We start from the raw sequence: 6,289 nt of genomic DNA on the forward strand, positions 1-6,289 counted from the left end.
GCACGGCTTGGAGGTTGCACTTGGCAGCAGGACGGAAGATTCGGAACGAAGATGAGGCACAGGAGTATCTGGCGGCCGCGAAGCTGTCGCGAGTGAGCATCGGCGACTGGGCGCGGGCGCGTGGGATCGATGGGCGCTCGCTGCACGCCTGGGTGATGGCGCTGGAGCGGCGGACGCCGCAAAGTCGGGGACAGCGACGGGGCAAGGGGAAGGTGCCCCGGTCGGCCTTGGTGGAGCTTGTTCCCGCTCCACCTCGCGGCACTGTTGGAACTGCTCGTTACGTGGTCAAGCTCGCCGCGGGGCGGGTTGAGTTCGGCGACGATGCATCGATGGTGCTGCTGCGCCAGGTGATCGAGGTACTGCGCTCGTGCTGAGTTTCCCCGCGACCGTGCGCGTGTTCGTCGCGGTCGCGCCGCTCGACATGCGTGGATCCTTCGATGCGCTCGCCGGCGCCGTCAGGGGTCTCGGGCTCGATCCGGTCGACGGCCATCTGTACCTCTTCTTCAACAAGCGCCGGCGGCTGGCGAAGGCGTTGTGGTTCGACGGCTCGGGTTGGTGCGTGCTCGCCAAGCGACTCGAAGCCGGAAGCTTCCAGCTTCCGCCCCTCGACGGCGAAAAGCCCCAGGTCGCAATCGATGGCTCCGCCTTCGCTTCGCTCCTGGCCGGGATCGACTTCACCGCCGCTCGGCGGGGCTGGTATCGGCGAAAAGTGTAATTAGGGGATCGACACGGATCGTAGATCATGATCTCTACTGATCTGTGGACGAGCTCGAAGGCCTGCAAAGGGAGAACGCGGAGATGCGAAAGCAAATCGCGCAGCTCCTGTTCGAGCTGGCGCGGCTCAATGATCGCGTCGCCGAGCTGCTCGCCATCGCGCAACGCAAGCAGCGAAAACCGACCCCGACAGTAGCGCCGTCCGCGCCCGCATCACCACCGGTCGTCGAGGGCGAGCATCGACGCGCCTTCGAGGAGCGTCCGAAAGCGCCCGACAAGCCTGCCGAGGAGCCAGCGCCGAAGAAGCCGAGGAAGCCCACGGGCCGCAAACCGCTGCCCAAGCACCTCGAGGCGGAGGAGCATGAGCTGCGGCCGAAGGAGTGCGGCGACTGCGGCAGCGCAGCGTTAGACTTGGTGGACGAGCTCATCGAGGAGAAGCTCCACGTCGTCAAAGAGCATCAGCGCCGCCGCGTGGTTCGCCGCTACACGTGCCGCTGTCGCGCGTGTGGGGAGCGCACCACGATGCGATCGCTGCCCGCTCCGTATGAGCGATCCAAGGTTACCTGTGAATGGCTCGCGTGGCTCGTCTACCAGAAGTTCTGGCTGCTGACGCCGCTCGACCGCATCCGTCGCGACCTCGCGGAGCGCAGCATTCCGCTCGCGATGAGCACGCTCGTGACGTTCATCGAGCGCGCCTCCGATTTGCTGGCGGGCGTCGATCGCCTTCATTGGAAGCAGCTGCTCGGCAGCAGATGGATGGCGACGGACGGCACAGGATTGAAGGTACTCATTCCCAAGCTTCCCGCCGCCCACAACGGCTACATCGAGCTCTATCGCAACGACCAAGTCGCCGTCTTCCAGTACGAGGCTGACAAGAGCGGTGAGACCGTCGCCAAGAAGCTTGCGCCTTTCACTGGAACCCTCACCGAAGATGCCGAGCATCGCTTCAACGATGTATTCGCCTCGGGGCGCGTGCTGGAGGCGGGATGCAACGCTCACGGACGCCGGAAGTTCCGAGACGCCGAGGCAACCCAGCCCGTGCTCGCGGTCGAAGGGGGCGCATTCTTGGGCGCGATTTATGGCGAGGAGGAACGGGCCCGAAAGCTCGGCCTTCGTGGCGACCAACTCCTCGAGCATCGGCAAACCTTCATCCGTCCGCTCATTGCAGAATTCAAGCGCTGGCTCGATGCCGTTTCTCCGACGCTCCTGCCGTCCGAGCCACTCGCCGTGGCGATCCGCTACTACAAGAACCACCACGACGCGCTCTTCCGTTTCGTGGACGACCCGCTCGTTCCGATCGACAACTCGCCCACCGAGCGCGAGTTCCAGAACGTCGCCAAGCTGCGACTCAACATGCTCTTCGCCGGCAGCACGGAGGGTGCTCACCGAGCCTGCGTCCTCCTCGGCATCATCGCCACCTGCCGCGCCCAGGGGGTCGCGGCCCAGGCCTATCTCGCCTGGGCCTTCGAGCGCCTCGGCACCCACCGCGACGTCTTCGGACTCCCTCTCGACGCCCTCACCCCAGCCGCATTCAAGAAGACGCTCGGCTGAAGCCCACGCACGCCTTTCGGCGAACGTCATCCCGGTGTCGCTGATGGGTCACGCTCTGGACGAGGGCGACTGTTTCACTCTTGAACTCCGGGGTATGGACCCGCCGGGTTCTTCTTGTCTTTGCCTTGCTCATGTGGTCACCTTTCCACGCTCTTACAACTGAGCGCCGGTGTCCACTGAATCGGGTCAACCCCAGGGCCCGGAACTACTTCAAGCTGGCGCCGTGGTGGTCAAGACGCCGTCTCGACAGCTACGTAGCCATGCAATCGCGAAATGGTTTCGTCGGAAGCGCCACCAGAAACACCCGGCATGGTCGCTCGTGTCGGGGCACAAGGTCCACCGCGAGTACGGCGTACTCGAATGGGCTCCTGTGCAACCTTGGAGTCAAGACACCGCGTGGACGCGTTGACGAATCCGGTCGAACCGCCGGATGCGGGAAATCCGCACGTCCGGTGGGATGAGGGGGCGCCAGCCAGCGGATAGACCCGCTGTTGTCTCTCACGCTATCTCACCTCGAGTTTCTCAGCGAAGATCACCCTGACAGGGGGTTGATTTCTCAGATTGGAGGGTGGGTGCGTGCCGGGTTGGATAAGGGCACAAATGGAGAAGCCCCGGCGCGGTTGAGGCGAAGCCGGGGCTGATTTGGGGATTCTTCTCGGGGTTCAGAAGGGCAGGTCGAGCTGGTCGCAGGCGTTGTCGATGGCCACGTGCCTGTATTCCCTGATCGCGGTGCGCAAGTCGACACAGCGAAAGAGAAGGAGGTACGCCGAGCGCGCTTGCGGTGAGAGCGGCTCACCAAAGGCCAGCCCGCCCAGGGTTAGGTCTGGATGCGCTGCGTGTAGCTGTTGGGCAGCAGCTGCGAGCGTGGCGTCCAGGGCGGCAAGGACGCCGATCGCGGGCGCGACACAAAGCTCGTCGAGCCCGGGCTGGATGATGGGACCAGCCTCCAATGGAATCGTAGTGCCCATGGTCACCCGACCTCCGGCAAAGCTGCCTGGACGTGCTCGACAGTCACGGATTTGGCCCGTGCGAGAGCTGCGGCCATGAGGGCGTGGTGAGCAAGGAGGTTCACTTTTCGTGGCAGACCTCCTGTGGCCTGGAAGGTTGCCTCGAGGGCTGCGGGATCAAAGAGCGGCAGCTCGGTCCCCGCGAGGCGAAGCCGGTGAGCAAAGTATCCGGACAGCTCCTCACGGGAAAGACCTGCGAAGTGATAGCGCATGACGATGCGCTGGCTGAGCGCCTCGTAGACAGCCATGCCCAGTCGACGACGCAGCTCAGATTGTCCCACCAGCAGCAGGCAAAGCCGATTCTCTGCGTCCATTTGGTAGTTGGTCAGGAGCCTGAGGTCTTCGAGCACGTCAGGCCTGAGATGATGGGCCTCATCGACGATGAGGATGGGGCGACACCGTGCCTCGGTGGTCAGGCGTGTGACCTCGGTTCGGATCTGCCGATACACGGCGGCACGGTTGCGCTCGGTGGGCAGGCCCATTTCCCAGGCGATGGCTTTGTAGACGTCCATGACGTTGCCGGTCGAGTGGGCGACGTAGACCACCTTGTGTAGCCCCGTGTGCAGTCCCGAGACTACCTTGCGACAGGCAGTGGTCTTCCCGCTGCCGCTGTCGCCCGTGACGAGGCCGATGCCCCTCATCTCGATGAGGTGATTGAGGCGGACCGACAGCTCCTGACTTGCAGATGAGACAAAGAGGTCATCAGGCTCGACCTCCTTGCCGAAGGGATGGCGGTTCAGGCCGAAGTGCTTGCGGTACATCATCGCTCTCCTTGGTCGTGGTGCTCGACGACGTCGAAGTCGCGCAGGCGAAGTCCTTCTGGCGGATTCGGTGCAACGCGGTCGGCACGCAGGACGGAGCGCACCTCGTTGTCGCGTTTGACGAAGCAGTTGGCATACGCATCGACGGGTTTGGCCAGGCCGACTTTGCGCCCCTTGACCCAGAGCTCGACGGGCTTGCCGACCCGGCTCGGGTCGAAGCGCAAAGAGACGGTTTCGCCGACGAGCGAAGCGTCCACCTCATAGACGACGCCCCGCAAGCTGACGGTCCTGTCTTTGTGTACCTTGCGCTTTTCCTCGAAGAGAAAGAGCGCACTGAAGTCTGCGCCGATGTCCGGCAGCCGCACCTCGTCGCAAGCGCGAGCCCAGCGCTCGAGCGGGGTCTCGCCATCAAGGCCTCTGTGAGGGGCCTGGTGGTACTCCCCCTCGACCCAGGTCCAGAGCTTGCGGTTGAGGGCTTCGAGGCTCGCAGTGTCTCCTTCGGCGAGGGTGCCAAGGCATTGCCGGCGCACCTCGCGGTGCCAGCGCTCCTGCTTGCCCTTGCCCTGGGGCTGGTAGGGGCGTGCATGGATGAGAGTCACGCCCAGCCTGGCACAGACGAGGGACAGATGATGCGACCGATATGCTGCCCCGTTGTCGACGTAAAGCCGCAGGGGAAGTCCACGCCGTCGCAGCGCTTGCTCGAAGACGGGCATGAAACAAGAGACGTTTTCGCCGAGCGCGAAGGCAGCGTACGGGACGACTCGGGTGGCGTCGTCCATGAATGAGATGAGATACGTCTTTTGGCGGCGCTTGCCTCCGATCAGCACGGACGGTCCGTGCATCACGTCGCTCATCCACATCTCCCCCGCCTTCGCGAAGGCGAAGCGACGGCGGTCGTTGCTCGTTGGCGTCTCGGGCTTGCGAGCCATCAAGCCTGCACGAGAGAGCACCCGATGCACCGTGGCTGGCGCCAGCTCCAGGTCCTGTGGTACCTCGCCCGAGGCTCGCACGGCATCGATGACCATGCGCACAGACAGTGCGGGCCTGTCTTCCTTGACCATGCACAGAAGGTCCACGATGGACTGTGGGATCTTGCGTGCCTGCCCCTCGTCACTGCGCGCCTTGGGCATCAGGGCATCGAAGCCGCCGTGGCGATAGGCCTTGAGCCAGTCTCTGATGGTTTCGGCAGCGATACGGCTCCTGCGTGAGCCGGGGATGTCGTAGGTGCGGTCCGCCTTCTTTGCGATTTGCTCGCCCAGGCCTCGCTTGCCTTTGGGCCAGTGCAATAGGTCGGCAATCACACCATAGCGAAAGAGCGCGACGGCCTTGCGTCGCTCGTTGTCGTCGGCTTGGGTGTCCATGTTTTCTCCTCGGCGCCCGTGGTTTTGGCGGTGAGCGCCTATGCCTCGACCACTACAGGCGTTAGGGCGGCGGGTCTGGCCCCGTTTCGTGTTCGCGAGGTGTCCACAGTCTGCTGGCGGCTCGACTGCGGGGGCCGAATCCGACTGGCGCGGGCAAGGCGCCAAGCTGCTTCTCGGATTCGGCTCGTACGTGCCGCAGTACCGGAGTGCCCAGACGCTGGCGGACCTCAGCGAGCGTGGGCTCGCAGTTGCCGAGCAGCGCGGGCGTCGAGGTCACCAGCACCAGCAGGGCCGCCCGGGTGGCGCTGTAGCGGCGGCGCACCCATCGCACCGCCCCGGGCAGTTCGATGTCTGGCCGCAGCCGATCGGCGGCTGCCTCTATCGACGGCGCGGCCTCCACCGCGGTCACCACGGCCTCGACCTCCTCCAGGGAGCCACTGAGCCGAGACGCCAAGCAGTCGGGCAACAGGCTGAAGGTCCGATGTGCCGTCGGGCAGTAGTACCGGGCCACCCGCATCCCAGCTGGCTCCACCCGGGCGTAGGTCCCGAGGCTGCGAAAGCCACATTTGCTACCAGATCCGTGCGCCGGACACCGCTCGAGCCTTGCCTGTTGCCAGCCTTCCTGCTTAACGTATTGCTCGCTGGTCAGTACTGTCGCTTGGCGCAACTGCACGACCGGCCAAGGGCTCGCACGGTTGCCTCCGTGGCGGGCCCAACCTTTTTCTGGGGTCCCAAGGGCGGGCGTTATGCCTGCCGGCCGGTAGCCTCACCCAGATCCCCGTTTCCCGCAAAAAGCCACCTCACCCTTCTTCCGCTTTCCGCCCCCTCATCACCAAAACCACCAGGGACCCAGTGCGGGAATTCCTTCCTGGGGGTTTACGGATTTACGTGAGAC

The 6,289-nt window shown here is 64.5% G+C and carries 7 protein-coding genes; 3 read left to right on the forward strand and 4 right to left on the reverse strand.

The window, feature by feature from the left end; genetic code table 11:
- The first annotated feature begins 20 nt into the window (after positions 1-20).
- The 3 genes from KA712_21040 to KA712_21050 all read left to right on the forward strand — a co-directional run bounded on the left by KA712_21040 (position 21) and on the right by KA712_21050 (position 2,265).
- Entirely contained in the window at positions 21-374 is a 354-nt protein-coding gene (locus KA712_21040; GenBank protein ID MCG5055458.1) for a hypothetical protein, read from the forward strand.
- Entirely contained in the window at positions 368-715 is a 348-nt protein-coding gene (gene tnpB / locus KA712_21045; GenBank protein MCG5055459.1) for an IS66 family insertion sequence element accessory protein TnpB, read from the forward strand. Before KA712_21040 ends, tnpB begins: the two co-directional genes overlap by 7 nt.
- An 83-nt stretch (positions 716-798) precedes the next feature.
- Positions 799-2,265: an IS66 family transposase gene (locus KA712_21050; protein MCG5055460.1), complete on the forward strand. Its 1,467-nt coding sequence runs from the start codon at positions 799-801 to the stop codon at positions 2,263-2,265.
- Positions 2,266-2,927: 662 nt separating this feature from the next.
- Here the strand turns inward: KA712_21050 and KA712_21055 are convergent.
- The 4 genes from KA712_21055 to KA712_21070 form a co-directional block, all read right to left on the reverse strand.
- Positions 2,928-3,233: a hypothetical protein gene (locus KA712_21055; GenBank protein ID MCG5055461.1), complete on the reverse strand. Its 306-nt coding sequence runs from the start codon at positions 3,231-3,233 to the stop codon at positions 2,928-2,930.
- Positions 3,234-3,235: 2 nt separating this feature from the next.
- Positions 3,236-4,036 (reverse strand): AAA family ATPase, encoded by an 801-nt coding sequence (locus KA712_21060; GenBank protein MCG5055462.1) that lies wholly within the window; start codon positions 4,034-4,036, stop codon positions 3,236-3,238.
- On the reverse strand, positions 4,033-5,394 hold the full coding sequence (locus KA712_21065) for a DDE-type integrase/transposase/recombinase (GenBank protein MCG5055463.1): 1,362 nt from the start codon (positions 5,392-5,394) through the stop codon (positions 4,033-4,035). Before KA712_21065 ends, KA712_21060 begins: the two co-directional genes overlap by 4 nt.
- 61 nt (positions 5,395-5,455) lie before the next feature.
- Positions 5,456-5,911 carry a hypothetical protein gene (locus KA712_21070; GenBank protein ID MCG5055464.1) on the reverse strand — a complete coding sequence of 152 codons (456 nt, stop codon included), beginning with the start codon at positions 5,909-5,911 and terminating at the stop codon, positions 5,456-5,458.
- Positions 5,912-6,289 lie beyond the last annotated feature (378 nt).

It is taken from the genome of Myxococcales bacterium, from assembly GCA_022184915.1.
Classification (GTDB): domain Bacteria; phylum Myxococcota_A; class Polyangia; order Fen-1088; family Fen-1088; genus JAGTJU01.